A 19419-nucleotide genomic window follows, 5' to 3' on the forward strand; every position below is an offset into this window, starting at 1 on the left:
GGTTTTGTCGAGGACAACAATGGAGCCCTTCCCCCTCAACGGAGCTGGACCCATGCACACTCGTCAACTCGGCAAAAACGGCCCCCACGTCTCCGCCATCGGCCTCGGCTGCATGGGCATGACTGATTTCTACACCACCGGCACCGATACCACGGAGGCCACCGCCACCCTGCACCGTGCCCTGGAGCTGGGGATCAACTTCCTCGACACCGCCGACATGTACGGCCCCCATACCAACGAGACCCTGATCGGCAAGGCCATTGCCGGCAAGCGCGACCAGGTGTTCCTGGCCAGCAAGTTCGGCATCGTGCGTGACCCGGCCAATCCCGCGATACGTGGCGTGAATGGCCGCCCAGAGTACATTCGCCAGTCCATCGACGGTACGTTGCAACGCCTGGGTATCGACACGCTGGACTTGTACTACCAACACCGCATCGACCCCGCTGTGGCCATCGAGGAAACCGTCGGTGCCATGGCCGAATTGGTCAAGCAAGGCAAAGTGCGTTACCTGGGTTTGAGCGAAGCCTCGGCCGCCACCCTGGAGCGGGCCCACAAGGTCCACCCCATCAGTGCGCTGCAAAGTGAATACTCATTGTGGAGCCGGGATCAGGAAGACAATGGCTGCCTGGCGGCCTGCCAACGCCTGGGGATCGCCTTCGTCCCGTACAGCCCTCTGGGCCGTGGTTTTCTGACCGGCGCACTGAAAAGCCCGGATGATTTTGCGGCGGACGACTACCGCCGTTTCAGCCCACGCTTTCAGGGTGAGAACTTCACGAAGAACCTGTTACTGGTGGATCAGGTGCAGGCGCTGGCCGTCGAGAAAGGTGTTAGCGCAGGCCAGTTGGCGTTGGCGTGGGTGTTGGCACAGGGGGACTACCTGATCCCGATTCCGGGGACCAAGCAGCGTAAGTATCTGGAAGAGAATGTGGCGGCACTGGAGGTTAAGCTGAACGCTCAAGAGCTGGCGGCACTGGAGGCGATATTCCCGGCCAATGCCACTGCAGGCCAGCGGTATCCGGAGGCTGTGATGCAGTTGCTCGATAAATAGCAGACTGTGGCGAGGGGGCTTGCCCCCGTTGGGCTGCGGAGCAGCCCCAGATAAAACGACTGCTGTCTTTCAGGAAGACCGAACAGGCAGGTTTTAGGGCTGCTTCGCAGCCCAACGGGGGCAAGCCCCCTCGCCACAGGGTTATTTGTCCTTGAACTCCGGCGCGCGTTTGGCCACAAATGCCGCCATGCCTTCCTTCTGATCCTGTGTGGCAAACGCCGCATGGAACACCCGACGCTCAAAGCGCACGCCTTCAGACAGGCTGACTTCAAAGGCGCGGTTGACGCTTTCCTTGACCATCATGCTGATGGGCACCGATTTGCTGGCGATCAATGCCGCGACTTTCAGTGCTTCTTCGAGCAACTCATCCGCCGGCACGATCCGTGCGACGATGCCACAGCGCTCGGCTTCCACCGCATCAATAAACCGTCCGGTAAGGCACATTTCCATGGCCTTGGCCTTGCCCACCGCACGGGTCAAGCGCTGGGTCCCGCCCATACCCGGCAGCACACCCAGGTTGACTTCCGGTTGGCCAAACTTGGCCGTGTCGCCTGCCAGGATGAAGTCGCACATCAGCGCCAGCTCACAGCCGCCACCCAAGGCGAAACCGTTGACGGCCGCGATGATCGGCTTGCGACGGTTGGCCACGCGGTCACTGTCGCTGAACAAGTCGTCGAGGTAGATCTGCGGGTAGGTAAGATCGGCCATTTCCTTGATGTCGGCACCGGCAGCAAAGGCCTTTTTCGAGCCGGTGATCACGATGCAGCCAATCTCGGGGTTGGCCTCCAGGCTGTCCAGCGCCAGGTTCACCTCGCTGACCAACTGCGCGTTCAGGGCGTTCAGCGCTTGCGGGCGGTTCAGGGTAATCAGCCCGACCCGGCCCTGGACGTCCAGCAAAATGGTTTCGTAACTCATCTAGTGCTCCTCAGAGATTGCGTGAGATGACCATGCGTTGAATATCGCTGGTGCCTTCGTAGATCTGGCAGACCCGCACATCGCGATAGATCCGCTCCAGGGGAAAGTCGCTTAGGTAACCGTAGCCGCCGAGGGTTTGCAAGGCTGCCGAACAGACCTTTTCGGCCATTTCCGAGGCAAACAGCTTGGCCATGGACGCTTCCACCAATGCCGGCTTGCCGCTGTCACGCAGGGCCGCAGCGTAGTGCACCATCTGCCGGGCGACCGCAATCTGGGTTGCCATGTCCGCCAGACGGAAGGCCACGGCCTGGTGTTCGATCAGTGCCTTGCCGAAACTTTCCCGCTCGCGGGCGTAATCACGGGCTGCTTCAAACGCCGCCCGGGCCATGCCCACTGACTGCGAGGCGATGCCGACGCGACCGCCTTCCAGGTTAGCCAGGGCGATCTTGTAGCCTTCGCCCTCCTCGCCCAAACGGTTAGCCACTGGCACCTTCACGTCCTCGAAGAGAATCTGGCAGGTGTCGGACGCATGTTGGCCGAGCTTGTCCTCGACCCGCGCCACCTTGTAGCCCGGCGAGTCGGTGGGCACGATAAACGCACTGATGCCACGCTTACCCGCCGCCGGATCAGTCACGGCAAACACAATCACGATCCCGGCGTTTTGCCCGGAAGTGATGAATTGTTTGCAGCCGTTCAGCACGTAATGGTCACCGTCCAGGCGGGCACGGGTTTTCAGGCTGCTGGCGTCGGAACCGGCCTGGGGTTCGGTCAGCGCGAAGGCACCGAGCATGGCGCCGCTGGCCAAAGGCTTGAGGAATTGCTCTTTCTGCTGGTCCGTGCCGAACTTGAGGATCGGCACGCAGCCCACGGAGTTGTGCACGCTCATGATGGTCGAGCAGGCGCCATCACCGGCGGCGACTTCTTCAAGCGCCATGGCATAGGCCAGGTAACCGGTGTCGCAACCGCCCCATTGCTCTGGAACCAGCATGCCGAAGAAGCCCAACTCGGCCATTTCGCCAATGGCTTCCTTGGGGAAACGGTGCTCGCGATCCCACTCGGCGGCGAACGGTTTGAGCCGTTCCTGGGCAAATTGCCGAGCTGCTTCGCTGATCTGCAGTTGTTCGTCATTGGGTAGCATGGGTGCTCCTTAGTACAGGCATTCAACGGCCATGGCCGTGGCTTCGCCGCCGCCGATACAGATGGCCGCCACACCGCGTTTCAAACCTTGCTGGCGCAGGGCCGACAACAGCGTCACCAGAATTCGCGCACCGGACGCTCCAATCGGATGCCCCAGTGCACAAGCGCCGCCGTGGATGTTGACCTTGCTGTGGGGGATCTCCAGCTTGCTCATGGTTACCAGACTGACCACGGCAAAGGCTTCGTTGATTTCAAACAAGTCCACTTCGCCCAGGTTCCAGCCGGTCTTGCTCATCAGCTTGCGAATCGCCCCCACCGGCGCTACCGGAAACAGGCCTGGCTCATCGGCAAACGCCGCATGGCCATGAATCACCGCCAGAGGTTTAAGCCCACGCTTTTGTGCCTCGGACTGGCGCATCAACAGCAACGCCGCCGCACCGTCGGAGATGGAGCTGGAGTTGGCCGCTGTCACCGTGCCGCCCTCGCGAAATGCCGGTTTCAGCGTCGCGATCTTGTCCAGCTTGGCCTTCGGCGGCTGTTCATCGTGGCTGATGGTTTTCTGTTCCTTGCCGACGGTGACCTGCACCGGAACGATCTGCGCAGCAAAGTTGCCTTCGGTGATGGCTTGCTGAGCGCGGGTCAGGGAGGCAATGGCGAATGCATCCTGGGCTTCACGGGTGAAGCCGTTATGTTCGGCGCAGTCTTCGGCATAGGTGCCCATCAGGCGGCCCTTGTCATAGGCGTCTTCCAGGCCGTCGAGGAACATATGGTCGATGACCCGGCCATGGCCCATGCGGTAACCACTGCGGGCGCGGTCCAGCAGGTACGGGGCGTTGGACATGCTTTCCATGCCACCGGCGATGATCACGTCAACGCTGCCGGCCAGCAGAGAGTCATGGGCGAGGATGGTGGCTTCCATGCCCGAGCCGCACATTTTATTGAGGGTGGTGCAACGGGTGGATTTGTCCAGGCCAGCACCGAGGGCAGCCTGACGTGCGGGCGCCTGGCCCAGCCCGGCGGGCAGCACACAACCGAACAGCACTTCATCCACCGCATCACTGGCGATACCGGCGCGTTCAACCGCTGCGCGAATCGCCGCCGAGCCAAGTTGCGGCGCGGTCAGGCCCTTGAGGTCGCCCTGAAAACCGCCCATGGGCGTGCGCACAGCACTGACGATAACGACGGGATCGTGATTAGTAGTCATGACAAATATTCCTTATTTGGCGGCCATGCGCAAGGCGCCGTCGAGACGGATCACCTCGCCGTTGAGCATGCTGTTTTCAATGATATGCCGGACCAGCGCGGCGTACTCGCTCGGCTTGCCCAGGCGTGGCGGAAACGGCACGCCGGCGGCCAGGGACTCGCGCACTTCGGGGGTCATGCCGGCCATCATCGGGGTCTCGAAAATACCGGGAGCGATGGTCATCACCCGAATGCCGAAACGCGCCAGTTCCCGGGCGGCGGGCAACGTCAGGCTGGCAATCGCGCCCTTGGAGGCCGCATAGGCTGCCTGGCCGATCTGGCCGTCAAAGGCGGCCACCGAGGCGGTATTGATGATCACGCCGCGCTCACCATCGGCATTGGCCTCGGTTTCAGCGATGGCTGCTGCACATAGGCGCAACAGGTTGAAGCTGCCAATCAGATTCACGTTGATCACCTGGGCGAAGCTGCTCAGGGCATGAGGGCCGTTCTTGCCAAGGATCTTCTCGCCACGCACCACACCGGCGCAGTTCACCAGCCCATGTAAACCGCCGAAGGCGGCAACGGTGGCCTGCACGGCGGCTTCGGCGGCGGCTTCCTGGCTGATGTCAGCCACGGTGCTGCGGGCCTGGTCGCCCAGCTTGGCGGCCTGGGCGGCGACAGCGTCGGCGTTCAGGTCGACCAGCATCACCTTGGCACCGGCCGCTACCAGCATCTCAGCGGTGGCCGCACCGAGGCCCGAGGCACCGCCGCTGACCAGAAAAACCTTGTTCTCAATCTGCATCACTGTTTCCTTGAAAGAGGGGGTCAAACCGCAGTCGCAGCAGCTTGCGCCGCCTGGACCTTGGCAATTTCCTGATTACGCAAAATGAAGCGTTGCAGCTTGCCGCTCGGGGTCTTGGGCAGCTCGCTGACAAATTCGATTTCCCGTGGGTACGAGTGAGCCGCCAGACGCTTGCGCACGTGTTGGCGCAGCTCCTCGGCCAGTTCCGGTGCGGCGCGGTATTGCGGGCTGAGCACCACAAACGCCTTGACCAGTTCGGTACGCTCCGGGCACGGCTTGCCCACCACTGCCGCCTCCACCACGGCCGGGTGTTCGATCAGCGCACTTTCCACATCGAAGGGGCCGACCCGATAGCCGGAGGTGGTGATCACATCATCGCTGCGCCCGACAAAGCTGATGCTGCCGTCGGGATTCAATTCCACGGTGTCGCCACTGAGGTAGTACTGGCCGACGAAGGCCTTGGTCTTGCCTCCTTCGTAGCCGGCGAACCAGCACATCGGTGACTGGTCGCGGTCGATGGCCAGAATCCCGGGCTGGCCGGCAGGCAGCTCCTGATGGTTGTCGTCCAGCACCACAATGCGATGGCCCGGAGAGGCAAAGCCGGCCGAGCCGACGTGCACCGGGTGATCCAGGCCGTGGTGATTACACAGGACCATGCCCAGTTCGGTCTGGCCATAATGGTCGTGGATGGTGACGCCCAGGTTGTCGGCAAACCAGCGGATCACTTCCGGGTTCAACGGCTCTCCAGCGCTGCTGACAATCCGCAGCTTGCCCTTGATCGAGCTGGCAAATTGTTCGCCACCGGCAATCAGCAGCCGATAGGCCGTGGGTGAACCGGTGAGGTTGGTGATGCCATATTTATTGATGACCCGGCAGGTGCTTTCCAGGGTGAACGGACCATCGTAAAAGGTAATCGGATGCCCCATGGACAAGGGCCCGGTCACGCCAAAATAAATGCCATAGGCCCAGCCCGGATCGGCTACGTTCCAGAACGCGTCTTCGGGGCGCAGGTCCACGGCGTCGCGGGTGTAGCTCTGGAAGGCGACAATCGCCTTAAGCGGCACCGCCAAGGCTTTTGACGGACCGGTGGTGCCAGAGGTGAACATCAACAGAAAGGGCTCATCAGCGTCCAACAGCACCGGCTCGCAGACGCTGGAATGATTGGGCAACTCCGCCCAGAAACTGAAATCGCCACGTACAATGCCTTCACCCTTGGGGCCGGCGACGGTGACGATGGTTGGGCAGTCGGCAACTTCGTTGAGTTTGGGCCGGTTGACCGCATCGGTGACCACCAGCGCGGCGCCGGAGCTGCTCAGGCGGTGCTCGATGGCCTTGGGGCCGAATGCGGTGAACAGCGGCTGATAGACCGCGCCGATGCGCCAGGTGGCAAACACCACCACCAGCAATTCGGCGGTACGCGGCAACAGGCCGGCCACTTTGTCACCCCGCTTGACCCCCTGGGCCAGGAGGAAATTGGCGAAACGCGCCGCCTGGTCCTGCAACTCGCTGAAGGTGGACGTGGCACTGCGGCCATCCTTGCCCTCCCAGAACAGCGCAATACGCCCCGGCAACGCATGCCGATCACAGCATTCAACGCAGGCATTGAGCCCTTGCAGGCTGCCGGACAGTGCGGCGTCGACCGTTTGCTGGTAGTTGAACTGGGTGGTGGCCGTCGAGTAATCACGCATCGCTTCAAATCCCTCTGTGTTTTTGTTTTCAGGATGGGCTACGTAAACCGGGGAAATAGTCGCCCCAGAGCGCCCGGCGGACAATGGTCAAAGCCTTCAACATGGCTGACTGGTTTGGCCAATAGCCTGGGTCATAGAGCCCGCCGATCACGCGGTCGACACTGGCGATTGGACGCTGCGCGGCCAGGCTTCTAATCTGATGGCCTGCACTTGCGATGAAGCCCTCCGATGATCGTCCGTCCAAAACCCAAACTGCTCGGCATCCTGTTCTCGCTCAAAGGCTCGATTGCCAAGCGCATCGCCACGCGCAGCCTGATGGTCACGTTGCTGGCCTCGGTGATTGTGCTGGTGGAAACCCTGCACCCGGCGTATTTCTCCAAGGTCAACGCCACGCCCTTCACCTTGTTGGGCCTGTCGCTGTCGATCTTCATGAGTTTTCGTAACAACGCCTGCTATGACCGTTGGTGGGAAGGTCGCAAACAACTGGGGCAGATGGTCATTGAGATACGCTCGTTGATCCGTGAAACCCAGGTCTTGCGCGACCCCGCCGAGCGTGCCGGCGTGCTCCGGGGTTTGTGCGGGTTTGCCCATGGCTTGGTTGCGCACCTGCGCCGGGAAGATGAGGCGCGCGTTATCCAGCCGTGGATCGTCGTGACCCCAGGCCACCCCAACCTTCCCGACAGCGTCCTGCAAGCGGTCGGCGCCCAGTGTTCGACGGCGGCTGAACAAGGCCGGATCAGCGACTGGCGCTACACCCAGCTGGAAACCCGTCTGGCGGGCCTGAGTCAGGTCCAGGCCGCCTGTGAGCGGATAAAAAGTACCCCGTTGCCCTTCCCCTACACCTTGCTGCTGCACCGCACCATTTACCTGTTCTGTATTCTGCTGCCCTTCGCTATGGCTGAGCCGTTGGGCTGGCTCACGCCGCTCTTCACCGCCATCGTCAGCTACACCTTCTTTGGTCTGGACGCCATCGGTGATGATTTGGAGGACCCGTTTGGCTTCGATGAAAACGATCTGCCCTGCGATGCCATCGTTCGCACCCTGGAGCGGGAAATCCTCGCCGCCCTCGGCGAAACCCAACTGCCGCCGGCGCTGGAGCCTGTGGACTATGTGCTGACGTGATGCGGGTTTGACACATCGAGTGGTCTGACCGAAGCTGATGGCTTTGTAATAGCTGCCCAGCTTTTGGACGCCTGCATGTCAAAGTCTCGCCGTTACTCCATCATCGGCTTGTGCGCCCTGTTGTTTATCGTGCTGATCACCTGGTATTTCACCCGCACCGCTCAAGTGGCCGTGCCGCCAGCCATTGCCCACGGCTATTCCAAGGCTTTGAAACAAGCCCGTAACGGCGAAGCAGGAGCCGCACGGGTGTTGTATCAACAACTGGGGCGTCCAGACTTGTCCGATGTACGTCGGGCCGCCCTGCATGCCGAACTGGCGAACTACCCCAGCCCCCAAGCCTTGAAGCTGGCAGACAAGGACCTGGCCAACGAAGCACCGTTGGTGCGCCAGGCGGCCATTCACAGCGTTGTCGGGCTGGTACCCAGCGGCCAACGCACGTTATTGCTTGGTCCTCTGCTGGAAGATCCCGAACAAAGCGTACGGTTTGCCGCCGCCAACGCCTTGCTGGGCCTTTCACCCGACACCCTGGGCTTGTACTTCGGACCGTTGCAACGAGTGCTCGACGAGTTTGAGAAGCAGCTCAAGGGTCAACCCGAAACCGCCGAGGGCTGGATTCAACTGGCACGCCTGTACATTCACAACGCTCGCCTGCAGGAGGCGCAGAATGCTCTGGAGCAGGCCCTGCGCCTTGAGCCGGACAACCTGCCGGCCGTCGTGGCGCAAATCGAGTTGCTGGACAAGCAAGGCAAGGTCGACGACTCCCGCCAGTTGCTGGCCAATCAACTGCAAGCGCACCCCGAGTCGGCCTACCTGCAGCACGCCTTGGGCATGTGGCTGCTGCATCATGGCGAACGCGAATACGCCCTGCTCGGCCTGTCCAAGGCTGTAGAACTTGAGCCGGGCAATCAGGATTACCGCTACGACCTGGCTACCACCCTACACGCCCAGCAGGAACTGGAAGCTGCCCAGCGTCAGTTGGAAGAGATCGTCCAGCGCCACCCGGAGAACCGCAAGGCACGGGTGCTGCTGGTCAACTACTGGACGCAAAGCGGCCAGTTGCAAAACGTCCAGGTGTTATTGGCACAGCTGGAACAGCAGAATCCCGACGATCCGGCGCTGCAACAGGGTCTGTAGCCCTGCAAAAGTTGGAGACTGCGAGCCACCTTGCATAATTGAAAGATAACGTTGAACGGCCCCACGGCTCCACTGTCAAGTGAATATGGCATGCCTCACCCGGCGTGCCTTTCTCCTGACACGTGACTTGAGGGCACTCCTTGTCTACATCCAAAGAGCTGTTCACAGCAAAAGCAGCAACCGGTATTGAAGGGCTCGATGACATCCTTTCCGGTGGGCTGTCCCGTAGCCATTTGTTCCTGCTCGAAGGTGAGCCCGGCACCGGCAAAACCACCGTGGCCCTGCATTTTCTCCAGGCAGGGGCCAGGGCTGGCGAGCGCTCGCTGTACATCACGCTGTCGGAAACCGAGCGGGAACTGCGCCAGGGTGCCAAATCCCACGGCTGGGATCTGGACGAGAACATCCATATCTTCGAGCTGACCCCGCCGGAAAGCCTGCTCAACGCGGACCACCAGCAAAGCCTGCTGTACTCTTCGGACCTGGAGCTGGGGGAAGCCACCCGACAGATCTTCGAAGTGGTAGAACGGGTCAAGCCGACCCGCGTGGTCATCGACAGCCTCTCGGAAATCCGCCTGCTGGCGCAAAGTTCCTTGCGTTATCGCCGGCAGATTCTGGCGATCAAGCACTACTTCGTGCGCTACGACGCCACCGTCCTGCTGCTGGACGACCTGACCACCGAATCCCTCGATAAAACCGTACACAGCGTGGCCCATGGGGTGATCCGCCTGGAAGAACTGACCCCCAACTACGGCGCTGAACGACGGCGTGTACGGGTGGTGAAGTACCGGGGCCAGAAATACCGCGGTGGTTTTCATGACTTCACCATCATGGAAGATGGCGTCCATGTGTTCCCTCGCCTGGTGGCGGCCGAGCACCGTGGCGGCTACAACCGCGAAACCTTGACCAGTGGCATCCGCGAAATGGACGCGCTACTGGGGGGCGGTATCGAGACCGGATCCAGCACCCTGATCCTCGGTCCAGCCGGTACCGGCAAGTCGCTGATCTCAATGATCTTTGCTGCGGCCGCCGTGGCTCGTGGCGAAAAAGCGGCGTTGTTCATTTTTGATGAGGAACTGGGGCTGCTGTTCGAACGAATGAAAAACATGGGCATCGACCTGGCGGCCCTGCAACAAACGGGCAATCTGCTGATTGAGCAGGTAGACGCCGCGGAGCTGTCCCCGGGGGAGTTCTCGCACCGGGTCCGACGTTGCGTCGATGAGCGTGGGATCAAAACCGTGGTGATCGACAGTGTCAACGGCTACCAGGCCGCCATGCCGGAAGAGAACGCCCTGATCCTGCACATGCACGAACTGCTGCTCTACCTCAACCGCCGAGGTGCCGCGACCTTCATGACCGTAGCCCAGCACGGCCTGGTTGGCGATATGCAGGCACCGGTGGACATTACCTATCTGGCCGACACGGTCATTCTGCTGCGCTACTTTGAAGCGCTGGGTAAAGTCCGCCGGGCCATTTCGATCATCAAGAAACGCACCGGTAGCCATGAGTCGACCATTCGCGAATACCGTATTGGCGGCCGGGGCATGACCATCGGCGAACCCCTCGAGGCCTTTCAAGGCGTGCTGCGCGGCGTACCGAACTATATGGGTGCAGGCAGCCCATTGCTCCAGGATGAGGAAACGTGAGTGGCCTGCCGGCCATCTCCGAGCGTGCGATCATTCTCGCGCCGCTGGGACGCGACAGCGCGCTGGCGCTGATGATGCTCAATGAGGCAGGTTTCAGCGGCATCATCGCCTCCCACTTGCAGATGTTGTGTAACGAACTCGAACAGGGCGCCGGCCTGCTGATCATCGCAGCCGAAGCCCTGCGTGGTGTCAACCTGGACCCACTGCTTGACTACCTGCATCAACAGCCTGCCTGGTCAGACCTGCCTATCGTGCTGATGACTCACCATGGCGGCGTGGAGCAAAACGCCTCCTCACACCTGAGCGCACTGCTGGGCAACATCACCTTGCTGGAACGACCTTTCCATCCGGTGACCCTAATCAGCCTCGTGAGCACCGCCCTGCGTGGTCGATGCCGACAATACGAGGCCCGGGACCGCTTGATCGACCTGAGCCAAGGCGAATTGCGCCTGCAACGCACCCTGGAAACCCTTGAGCAGCAGGTTGAAGAGCGCACCGCACAGTTGCGCAACAACGAAGAGGCGCTGCGCCAATCACAGAAAATGGAAGCCGTCGGGCAGTTGACCGGCGGTATCGCCCATGACTTCAACAATATGCTTACCGGGATCATCGGCAGCCTGGAGTTGCTGCGCAGGCGACTGGCCCGAGGCCGGCTGGAAGACCTCGACAGCCTGATCGACCTTGGCGTCACTTCGGCCAACCGTGCCGCCGGCCTGACCCACCGCCTGCTGGCGTTTTCCCGTCGCCAGTCACTGGACTCAAAACCGGTGGAGATCAATCATCTGGTGACGTCCATGGGTGAGTTGCTGCAACGCAGCCTCAACGAAAGCATCGTCCTCGACATGCGCCTGAACGAACCGCTCTGGATTGCCGAGGCCGACCCCAATCAACTGGAAAGTGCCCTGCTCAACCTGGCTATCAACGCCCGAGACGCTATGCCCGACGGCGGCCAACTGGTGGTGGAAACCAGCAATCGCCATCTGGACAGCATTTTTACAGCCGCCTATGGCACCCTCACCCCCGGTGACTACGTGGAGCTGAGCGTCAGTGATACCGGCTGTGGCATGCCCGACAGTGTGATCAGCCGCGCCTTCGATCCCTTCTTTACCACCAAGCCCATTGGCCAAGGGACCGGCCTGGGCTTGTCGATGATCTATGGCTTTGCTCGACAGTCCCACGGCCATGTGACCATTCACAGCGTCGTCGGCGAGGGCACCACCGTCAGCCTGTTCCTGCCGCGTTTTGCCGGCGAAGTGGCAGCTGATGAACCCCTCAACCCTGCCCTGCTGCCTTACGCCAATGCCGGTGAAACGGTGCTGATCGTCGAGGATGACCCCGCCGTGCGGGTATTGGTGAGTCAAGTACTAAGCGAGCTGGGTTACGCGTTTGTCGAGGCCGGTGACGCCAACAGCGCCATGCCGATTATCGAATCCGGGCAGCGGATCGACCTGATGATCAGCGACGTCGGTTTGCCGGGAATGAATGGCCGGCAACTGGCGGAAATCGGGCGGCAGATTCGTCCGGACTTGAAGGTGTTATTTATCACGGGGTATGCCGAGCACGCGGCGGTGCGCGGCGGGTTCCTGGATCCGGGAATGCAGTTGATCACCAAGCCGTTCACATTTGATTTGTTGACGGCGAAAGTGCGGGAGATGATTCGGGCGTGAGGCCCAGCATTCAGTGCGGACTGGGCATGAAGCCCGTCTTCGCTTTGTTTGTTAGCAAAGACGGAGCCTGTAAAACCTAGTGCGCTAATTGTTCAATATTTCTGTTCAGCGTGCTCGCCGGTGTGAAAGCGAAGTCGTATCGATGTCCGACAAGGCCCGGTATGTTATCCCCCACATCGAGCCATGTTTGTAGCGCCTGTTGCTTACTGTTATCTAGATTGAATGCCCTCACAGAACGGGACTCATGTACTGCGTCCCCAGTACGAATAAGTGCGGCATCCAAAGTGATTTGATTGCTGTTGTAAAGGTATAGTTTGTTATCGACTGTTCTCTGAATATAAGCCGTATGGACTACTTTCCCGTTGGCGTTCTTGTCTATGAAATTTATGAATCCTGACTCGGTAATATCCGCAGGATTAAATGTATGTTTTATGGTGTCGGGGGCGATCCCCATAAAATCCCGATAGCCTTTCGGATACCCATCAACAAGTTTTGAACTGTTGATTGCCTCATAAGCCTTCGCTGAAATTGTACTCTCAGCACGCGCAATTTGCGATGACCTATGAAAACAGAGCCCGGCGTCTTCCGCAGCATTCGTTATCTGTGTATCAAATTTTATTTGCAGCTTATCGTAAGTTGTTTTTTTAAGCGCAGGTGCAGCCTCGGGGGTAAAGTCAATAGGCATTCCATACGCACGGCGCGTGGCCGGATCATAGTGATACCACTTACCCGTTGCCTCATCGAGTCGTGCAGTTCCCCTGATGCTATCGACCTTATTGGCAGCCTTATAAGTGCCCTCAGCGACGTTAGGCCGTTTGGCTAATTCAACCAGGTCTACTTTACGTATGCCAGGGCGCAATTGCGCTACTACAGCACCTGCACCGCGCCGGACGCCATTAGCCGCATCTGTCACGAAATTGCCGGCATTTGAAGCCGCTTTTCCGAGCGCCTTTCCGAATAACCTGGTGCTTTTGAGCCCATTCAGCCCCTTCGCCGCTCCAGCTGCCTTGCCAAAACCAAGAGTTGTCGCATACATCACGCCATCGAAAACGACATCGCCCAAAGCCTCCAAGGGCTTTCCCTGAATAAGGTGGCGAATAGCCGAGGCGCCAGGTATAACGCCGAGGAAAATCTCAGTTGCCATTGCCTTTCTGGCTTCTTCATTATCAAACGTCGTAATAGCCTTGGATGACTCAAATAGGCTGTCGAAGCTAAACGCATCGGTAGTGTGCTTGGAGAGTAACTCACCAAGGTATTGACTTCGCTGGCTGGAAAATGATGCTGGTGCACTGGTCAATTCCTGCTGTGCATCTTGCAGAGCCTTGTGCTGCTCAGTGCCTGGCTTTTTCTCCTGAATAGCCCTGTTGGTTTCTTTCTTGCCATTAGGGGATGGCCGCTCGACCCATCGTTCCTGCACACCTTCCAGAAATCCGCTCTTTAAGTCATCTCGCCTGCGGATCCGCCCGTGCTGTGGCGATATTTCATAAAAGGTCGTCTCGTCATTTCGCTCAGTTTTGATCAACAGCACACGCTCTTTCAAAGGTTGCTCTGGAAACGACGACTCGTGGACATGGGTAAACCCCGGCAGAAATGATGTAGTTCGAGTGACCTCCCCATCGACATAAACATTAATTTTTCCATATTCAATATTTTTCCTGTCTTCCAGTGGTAGCTGTGAGATCAGGTTTTTAGTTAAAGTGACATAGGCGTTCTTTATCCCACTTTCGTACTCGGCAAATACTTTCTCATGCAGGCCTTTCGGTTTCTGGAGCGCCACTAGTTTGTTGAGCATATAGGAAATAGGTACATCTTTATCAGTGGAAAACCACCCCACTGGATCCGCGGCGCGCCCTGATAAATAGAGATCCAGCATTGAGTAATCGCCCGTGGGCTCTGTCGTGAGAGAGGGGGTAAGATAATGGCTGTCTTGCGTTACACGGTTGCTGTTGATGCAGTTACGTTCAAAAGGAATGCCCTCGCCAAAAGCTTCTTTGAGCGCTTTCAGCGCGATACTTTTCTGCGTCGGTATTTCAGCCCTCAGGGCCGGGGAGACTTTGCTCAACTGCTCCGTTTTTTCAGCGATCGCTTGTTGCGCGAGGTCAACATGCGACTGCGAATAGACGCCTGTTGTTGACTTCGGGAACACCCCATTTATTTCCCCCCACTCAATGAGTGCCGATCGCCGGGCCTGGCTCTGAATCAGGTCGTCGTCTGCCGAAATCGGATCGTTGGCGTCCCGTAAAATCACCTCTGCAAACGTCATTTTCGCACTGGTACCAGGACTTTGAGCTTCAATACGCGCCACCGCAGCCTTCAGACTCACCCAGGCCATAGAGCCATAGGTCACGCCATCAGGGATGTCTCTGACCAGCAGCTCAGGAGCTGCGTGAGACAGCAGCAGATGAGCGCCGATAGGGGCCATTTCGACGGTGGTTTTGTTCCTCGCGACCAGATGATCAATCAACCCCTGTTTGATCGCCCCAAGAGGCTGCCCATAATGGTTTCCGGACGCTAGATCGAATCCAGCCACATGATTTTTTTTCGGGTTGAAGATGCTTTCACTATCCAGCGTGGTGGCGATGGCCGTCAAAATCCAGTCTTGGTTACTTTTTTCAGTCGAAAGCGCGCCCATCTTTTCTTGCAGAGCCTTACCCAAGGCCTGCGCCTTGGGCGAATCGACGATTTGCTCAATAACTCGACCTGGGTTACGCAGCTCGCTGGCGGACCAATGAAGATTACGGCTGAGGTACCCTAGCGCCCCCGTTACTCTGAACTGCTCACCCAAATCTGGCAGCCCCACGTTGTTATGAGTGACGTGGCTATACACCCACTTTTTTTGGTCGCTACTCAGTGGGATTTTCCAGGAAAGAGCGCCGCCGAGATTGCCAAGGCTTACCTCCGGCAAGGAGGGAGTGATCAACACACGTATCAGGTTGGCAAGTTCGTCCTGACTGTTGGGTAGTCTCCAGCCGCTGTTACTAATGAATGTCTCAAGGCTGACAGCATTGGCATCGACCGGCTCACTCTGCTTGGAGTACGTGCTATCCGGGTGGACTGACAGAAGAGTGTTCTTCAAATACTCATCAAGCCGGCGTGATCCATTGCGGGGGAAACTCTGCAACTTTTCCGTCAAAGCATGTTGGTTCTGCGAATCTCCCAAGGCAGTTTTTGCTGAATCTAGTGCACTGTCAGATCGTATCTCTGCAGCACGGGTTGTATCACCGAGAGGTATTTTATTGAAGGCCCCCTGTTGTTGCAGTTCGGCAGAGCGTTTCGTCGCGATTTGCGTCGAAATGGGAAACCTGGGCTCACCATAAAACTGGGCCACCGCAACAAAAGGCGCAGATGTACTGGAGGTTGGCGCGGTAACTTCTCTTCCTGCCCCCACAACTTTAACAGCGTGCATCAAGGGCGCCGTTACTGTTGACCAACGGCTGTCCTGTTCAGGACCCCACAATGTCTGGCGTTTACCACTGATGGTGCAGGCTATCTGATCGAAAGAAGGATGAATGTCTATGGGCTTTGAAAGATCAATGTTCTTGCTTTTTGCCCAAGCGATAAACGAGGGGTTTTTAATGGCCCCACATAGATGTGACCACCATTTGCCAAATGTTGAGTCTTTGGGGATATTCTCGAGAAATTCCGGTACTGCGCCTGTTTTTATTCCCTCTTGAAGGGCCTGCGCGTAAAGATTAGCTAATTTTCGATCTCCATTATGCTCGGCGTTATTGGCCAGCGCTGGCACCTCGCTACTCACTGATGCTCGCTTCTCGCGCCCTACGCTGTGTGCCTGAGCAGCCTCCTGCGGAAAAAGCTGATGCACATGGGCAATACCTATAGTGGGAGAGATCATAAAGGCTCCGATCTTTGGGTGACTTGAAGGAGTAACCTGAACGACTGTTAGTCCGCCAGGTTTAACCTTCTTGTCAAAAACGATCGATCGGTTCCGCTACTGAAAGGATTGGTACTAATAGTTTTTTAGCAGGATGGCAACCGTGAATATCATTCAGGCCAACAACCGCTGGATATGCTCCTGCAACGTATCCAGATCAAACGGCTTGGCCAGGATCGGTGCGTTGCGGGTAATCGGACTGTTGCAGTCCAGAATCTCCTGCGGATAGCCACTGATAAAGATGACTTTCAGCTCAGGCCGCAGTTTGACCGCCGGTTCAGCGATCTGCACCCCGGAAATGCCACCCGGGAGGCGATAGTCGGTCACCATCAAGTCCAGATGCGGCTTGGAGGCAAGAATCTCGAAAGCCTGCTCACCGTCCTCAGCCTTCAGCACCCGATACCCCAAGCCCGATAAATACTCGCCCAGGACAAACAGAATCGAAGGGTCATCTTCGACGATCAGTACAACGTCTTGCGCATCTTCACTCATGGGAAGCCTTTGTTCGGTCAATTGCTGCTGTTACGACCATAGGGTCACGCAGAGGTTGCGTCAGATGCTCGATTGATTTCACCCACCAGACTCCAAAGGCAGGCACACCCGGAACAACGCGCCCTCGCCTATCCGGCTCTCAACCTCAATCGTCCCGCCGTGAGCAGCGACGATCTGCTCGGAAATAAACAGCCCCAGCCCCAGCCCTGCCACTGCATGGTTGGCGGAAACCCGCTCGAACTGTTGAAAAATTCGCTTCTGGTTGTCTTCGCTGATGCCAATCCCATGGTCACGCACCTCAACCCGGGCCTCACCATGCTCGGCGTACACTCGTACTTCCACCGGACTCTTGGCCCCGTAACGTAAAGCATTGGTCAGCAGGTTGGACACCACTTGTTCGATCCTGAACTCATCCCAGTTACCTTCCACCGGTTGCGGCGCATCAAACTGCACCGAAGATTCGGCCGCCGCGACTTGCGGGGCGAAGTTCTCCAGAAGGTTGCGCACCAACTGGCACAGGTCGAAATGCCCCGGGCGAATCGACAGCTTGCCGGTGCGGATTCGCGACACGTCGAGCATGTCTTCGATCAGGCGGATCAGGCTCTGGATCTGCCGCTCATCTCGGTCGACCATGGCGTGCATCTTGTCCAGGGTAAAGGCTGCAGCGTTGTCCCGGGCCAGGTGCATCTTGCGCAACTGGGTTTCCAGGATGAGACCGTTGAGGGGGGTGCGCACCTCGTGGGCAACGATCGACATGAAGTCATCGCGCATGCGTACCGCTTGTTCCAGTTGCGCCTGGGTCGCCTGCAGGCGCGTCAACAACAGCTCCTGCTCGCGACGGCTCTGCTCCAGGGCCTCGACCTGCAGTTTCATGGCCTTGCTCTGGCGGTACAGGTCGACGAAGACATTAACCTTACTCTTGACCGCATGGATATCCAGTGGCTTGTGCAGGAAGTCCACCGCACCACTCTCGTAGCCCTTGAACGCATAGTTGAGTTCACGACCGGCCGCGCTGACAAACACGATGGGAATGTTCTTGGTCTTCTCGGTACCACGCATCAACTCGGCTAACTCGAAACCGTTCATACCAGGCATTTGCACGTCGAGAATCGCCATGGCGAACTCGTGCTCCAGCAACAGCGACAAGGCCTCGTCGGCGCTCAGCGCCTTGTAGACCTGGCGGTCCTCGCGTTTGATCAAGGCCTCAAGGGCCAGCAGGTTTTCCGGCAGATCGTCGACGATCAGCAGTTTGGCCTGGACATTACTTAACATGAGGAAGATTCCAGGGAGGCCAGCAAATCGCCAATGCGGCTCAAGGTGAGAATATGGTCAGGTGTGTGCAGCGCCAAGGCTGCCCGGGGCATGACGTCTACCCGCGCCTGCGATGGGTCCTGGACCACCGTGATACCGCCGCGCCGCTTGACGTGAGCCAGGCCGCGCGCGCCATCCTGATTGGCACCGGTGAGCAGGATCGCCAGCAGGTTCGGGCCGTATACGTCGGCGGCCGATTCAAACAGATAATCAATGGCTGGCCGGGAGTGATGCACGCGCTCCTCCTGGCTCAACGACAGGCTACGGTCGTGCTCCACCGACAAGTGGTAACCAGGGCCAGCAAAATATAGAGTGCCGTCCTCAATCGCTTCTTTGTCCCGCGCCTCCACCACAGGCATCGACACACGCCGGGCAAAGACCTCCGCCAACTGACTGCGACGCTCGTCCGGCAGGTGCAGTACGGTGATGATCGGCAGGCGGAAGCCTTGGGGCAACGTGCCATAAATGCTCAGCAACGCCTCGACCCCGCCCGCGGATGCGCCCACGACAATGGCTTCGATACCGGGTACAGCCACAGGTCTGGCAGCAACTTCATTCATGATTTTCGGTAGATCCGTTCTTGCTTGACCAAGGGTTCGAACTGCTTGCTGTAGGCGGAAAAATCCAGGGTTTCCTTGCTGCCCAGCACCAGAAAGCCGCGATGGCACAGCGACTCATGAAACAATCCAAACGCTCTGTCTTGTAGTTTTTTATTAAAATAAATCAATACATTACGACACGAAATTAATTGAGTTTCTGAAAAGACACTGTCGGTTGCCAGGCTGTGGTCGGCGAACGTCACATTTTCCCGCAGGGTCTTGTCGAAAATCGCGTAATCGTATGCCGCCGTGTAGTAGTCGGCAAACGAGCGCTGCCCACCCGCTTGCTGGTAGTTGTGGGTGTAGGCGCGGATATTCTCCAGGGAGAAGATCCCCTGCTTGGCCTTTTCCAGGGAACTCGGGTTGATATCAGTGGCGTAGATGATAGTGCGCTCCAACAACCCTTCTTCCCGCAGCAAGATGGCCATGGAGTACACCTCTTCCCCCGTGCTGCACCCGGCGATCCAGACCTTGATCGACGGATACGTCTTGAGCAGCGGCACCACTTCCTGACGAATCGCCAGGAAGTGCGACGGGTCGCGAAACATCTCGCTGACGGGAATCGTCAGGAACTGCAGTAACTGCATGAACGCCGTAGGATCGTGCAGCACCCGCTCTTGCAAGGCCGAAATGGTCTTGCAATCGAACTGGCGCAAGGCATGCGCCACGCGGCGCTTGACCGAAGCCCCGGAGTAGTCACGAAAGTCATAGCTGTACTTGAGGTAAATCGCCTCAATCAACAAGCGCAGTTCAATATCAGTACTTCGGTCCAATTAGTGTATTTCCA

At 58.4% G+C, this 19419-nt stretch carries 15 protein-coding genes; 5 read left to right on the top strand and 10 right to left on the bottom strand.

The features are described 5' to 3' along the window. The first annotated feature begins 52 nt into the window (after positions 1-52). The gene (locus HKK55_RS11110; protein WP_169354715.1) at positions 53-1048 is read left to right on the top strand and encodes an aldo/keto reductase; all 996 of its coding nucleotides are present in this window, start codon (positions 53-55) and stop codon (positions 1046-1048) included. 141 nt (positions 1049-1189) lie between these two features. Here HKK55_RS11110 and HKK55_RS11115 read toward each other — a convergent pair whose 3' ends face one another. The 5 genes from HKK55_RS11115 to HKK55_RS11135 are packed head-to-tail and all read right to left on the bottom strand — an operon-like array spanning position 1190 to position 6772. Next, on the bottom strand, positions 1190-1963 hold the full coding sequence (locus HKK55_RS11115) for an enoyl-CoA hydratase (protein ID WP_169354716.1): 774 nt from the start codon (positions 1961-1963) through the stop codon (positions 1190-1192). A gap of 10 nt (positions 1964-1973) precedes the next feature. Further along, positions 1974-3101: an acyl-CoA dehydrogenase gene (locus HKK55_RS11120; RefSeq protein ID WP_169354717.1), complete on the bottom strand. Its 1128-nt coding sequence runs from the start codon at positions 3099-3101 to the stop codon at positions 1974-1976. A gap of 9 nt (positions 3102-3110) precedes the next feature. Further along, positions 3111-4304, bottom strand: coding sequence for an acetyl-CoA C-acyltransferase (locus tag HKK55_RS11125; protein ID WP_169354718.1), 1194 nt, complete (start codon positions 4302-4304; stop codon positions 3111-3113). Positions 4305-4316: 12 nt separating this feature from the next. Further along, on the bottom strand, positions 4317-5084 hold the full coding sequence (locus HKK55_RS11130) for an SDR family NAD(P)-dependent oxidoreductase (protein ID WP_169354719.1): 768 nt from the start codon (positions 5082-5084) through the stop codon (positions 4317-4319). Positions 5085-5107: 23 nt separating this feature from the next. Next, on the bottom strand, positions 5108-6772 hold the full coding sequence (locus HKK55_RS11135; protein ID WP_169354720.1) for an AMP-binding protein: 1665 nt from the start codon (positions 6770-6772) through the stop codon (positions 5108-5110). Between the two features lie 228 nt (positions 6773-7000). Between HKK55_RS11135 and HKK55_RS11140 the strand changes: the two genes are divergently transcribed. From HKK55_RS11140 to HKK55_RS11155, 4 genes are all read left to right on the top strand, one after another. Continuing rightward, positions 7001-7894: a bestrophin family protein gene (locus HKK55_RS11140; RefSeq protein ID WP_169354721.1), complete on the top strand. Its 894-nt coding sequence runs from the start codon at positions 7001-7003 to the stop codon at positions 7892-7894. A gap of 75 nt (positions 7895-7969) precedes the next feature. Further along, positions 7970-9028 (top strand): HEAT repeat domain-containing protein, encoded by a 1059-nt coding sequence (locus HKK55_RS11145; RefSeq protein ID WP_169354722.1) that lies wholly within the window; start codon positions 7970-7972, stop codon positions 9026-9028. A 140-nt stretch (positions 9029-9168) separates the two neighbouring features. After that, the gene (locus tag HKK55_RS11150) at positions 9169-10671 is read left to right on the top strand and encodes an ATPase domain-containing protein (protein WP_169354723.1); all 1503 of its coding nucleotides are present in this window, start codon (positions 9169-9171) and stop codon (positions 10669-10671) included. Continuing rightward, positions 10668-12338 carry an ATP-binding protein gene (locus tag HKK55_RS11155; RefSeq protein ID WP_169354724.1) on the top strand — a complete coding sequence of 557 codons (1671 nt, stop codon included), beginning with the start codon at positions 10668-10670 and terminating at the stop codon, positions 12336-12338. Before HKK55_RS11150 ends, HKK55_RS11155 begins: the two co-directional genes overlap by 4 nt. 76 nt (positions 12339-12414) lie before the next feature. On the opposite strand, the gene HKK55_RS11160 is transcribed toward HKK55_RS11155, so the two are convergent. The 5 genes from HKK55_RS11160 to HKK55_RS11180 all read right to left on the bottom strand — a co-directional run bounded on the left by HKK55_RS11160 (position 12415) and on the right by HKK55_RS11180 (position 19405). Continuing rightward, positions 12415-16191 (bottom strand): hypothetical protein, encoded by a 3777-nt coding sequence (locus HKK55_RS11160; RefSeq protein WP_169354725.1) that lies wholly within the window; start codon positions 16189-16191, stop codon positions 12415-12417. Between the two features lie 153 nt (positions 16192-16344). Continuing rightward, a complete protein-coding gene (locus tag HKK55_RS11165; RefSeq protein WP_169354726.1) occupies positions 16345-16722 on the bottom strand; it encodes a response regulator in 378 nt (125 codons plus the stop codon). Between the two features lie 78 nt (positions 16723-16800). After that, complete coding sequence (locus HKK55_RS11170) at positions 16801-17994, bottom strand: hybrid sensor histidine kinase/response regulator (RefSeq protein ID WP_169354727.1); 1194 nt, start codon at positions 17992-17994, stop codon at positions 16801-16803. Continuing rightward, entirely contained in the window at positions 17988-18593 is a 606-nt protein-coding gene (locus HKK55_RS11175) for a chemotaxis protein CheB (protein WP_169354728.1), read from the bottom strand. The genes HKK55_RS11170 and HKK55_RS11175 overlap by 7 nt, the downstream gene beginning before the upstream one ends. Next, entirely contained in the window at positions 18590-19405 is an 816-nt protein-coding gene (locus HKK55_RS11180; RefSeq protein ID WP_169354729.1) for a protein-glutamate O-methyltransferase CheR, read from the bottom strand. The genes HKK55_RS11175 and HKK55_RS11180 overlap by 4 nt, the downstream gene beginning before the upstream one ends. Between the last annotated feature and the right edge of the window lie 14 nt (positions 19406-19419).

Source organism: Pseudomonas sp. ADAK18, from assembly GCF_012935695.1.
Classification (GTDB): Bacteria; Pseudomonadota; Gammaproteobacteria; order Pseudomonadales; family Pseudomonadaceae; genus Aquipseudomonas.

Bases quoted from the DNA above. Each gene is read 5' to 3' on its own strand.
- HKK55_RS11130 (WP_169354719.1), bottom strand. From the start codon at position 5,084: ATGCAGATTGAGAACAAGGTTTTTCTGGTCAGCGGCGGTGCCTCGGGC.
- HKK55_RS11160 (WP_169354725.1), bottom strand. From the start codon at position 16,191: ATGATCTCTCCCACTATAGGTATTGCCCATGTGCATCAGCTTTTTCCG.
- HKK55_RS11140 (WP_169354721.1), top strand. From the start codon at position 7,001: ATGATCGTCCGTCCAAAACCCAAACTGCTCGGCATCCTGTTCTCGCTC.
- HKK55_RS11125 (WP_169354718.1), bottom strand. From the start codon at position 4,304: ATGACTACTAATCACGATCCCGTCGTTATCGTCAGTGCTGTGCGCACG.
- HKK55_RS11170 (WP_169354727.1), bottom strand. From the start codon at position 17,994: ATGTTAAGTAATGTCCAGGCCAAACTGCTGATCGTCGACGATCTGCCG.
- HKK55_RS11165 (WP_169354726.1), bottom strand. From the start codon at position 16,722: ATGAGTGAAGATGCGCAAGACGTTGTACTGATCGTCGAAGATGACCCT.
- HKK55_RS11115 (WP_169354716.1), bottom strand. From the start codon at position 1,963: ATGAGTTACGAAACCATTTTGCTGGACGTCCAGGGCCGGGTCGGGCTG.
- HKK55_RS11175 (WP_169354728.1), bottom strand. From the start codon at position 18,593: ATGAATGAAGTTGCTGCCAGACCTGTGGCTGTACCCGGTATCGAAGCC.
- HKK55_RS11145 (WP_169354722.1), top strand. From the start codon at position 7,970: ATGTCAAAGTCTCGCCGTTACTCCATCATCGGCTTGTGCGCCCTGTTG.
- HKK55_RS11120 (WP_169354717.1), bottom strand. From the start codon at position 3,101: ATGCTACCCAATGACGAACAACTGCAGATCAGCGAAGCAGCTCGGCAA.
- HKK55_RS11110 (WP_169354715.1), top strand. From the start codon at position 53: ATGCACACTCGTCAACTCGGCAAAAACGGCCCCCACGTCTCCGCCATC.
- HKK55_RS11135 (WP_169354720.1), bottom strand. From the start codon at position 6,772: ATGCGTGATTACTCGACGGCCACCACCCAGTTCAACTACCAGCAAACG.